The organism is Streptomyces sp. SID14436, from assembly GCF_010548465.1.
Lineage (GTDB): Bacteria > Actinomycetota > Actinomycetes > Streptomycetales > Streptomycetaceae > Streptomyces.
The window spans coordinates 1-315 of sequence record NZ_JAAGMD010000156.1 but is presented as its reverse complement, the minus strand read 5'-3'; the positions used below and the strand labels follow the sequence as shown (position 1 = coordinate 315).

The following is a 315-nucleotide window of genomic DNA, read 5'->3' as shown; positions in this document are numbered from 1 at the left end:
CACCCGCCCGACGAGATCCGCCGGGAAACCCTGCTCGCCGAGCTGACCGGCACGCCCCTGCCCTGCCTGCAGGCCGTCGACCGGGCCCACCGCGACCCCGACTGCCTCACCGGCGTCCGCGAACGCCTGGACCACGGTGACCTCACCGGCGCGCTCGACGTCGTCGAGGGCCTGCTGGGCCCCGGGGCACGCCTGCGCAGCGGACCCCTGCGCGACGCGCTCGAAGCGGCCGCCCGGCGCCGCGTCGGCTACGGACTCCACCGGGCGGACATGGACGACACCGCCCCGGGCCGCAGCTGCCCGCCCCCGCCCCGC

The 315-nt window shown here is 79.0% G+C and carries 1 pseudogene; it reads left to right on the top strand.

The features are described from left to right. Positions 1–315: pseudogene (locus G3I53_RS05750) on the top strand (hypothetical protein); the annotation flags it as partial.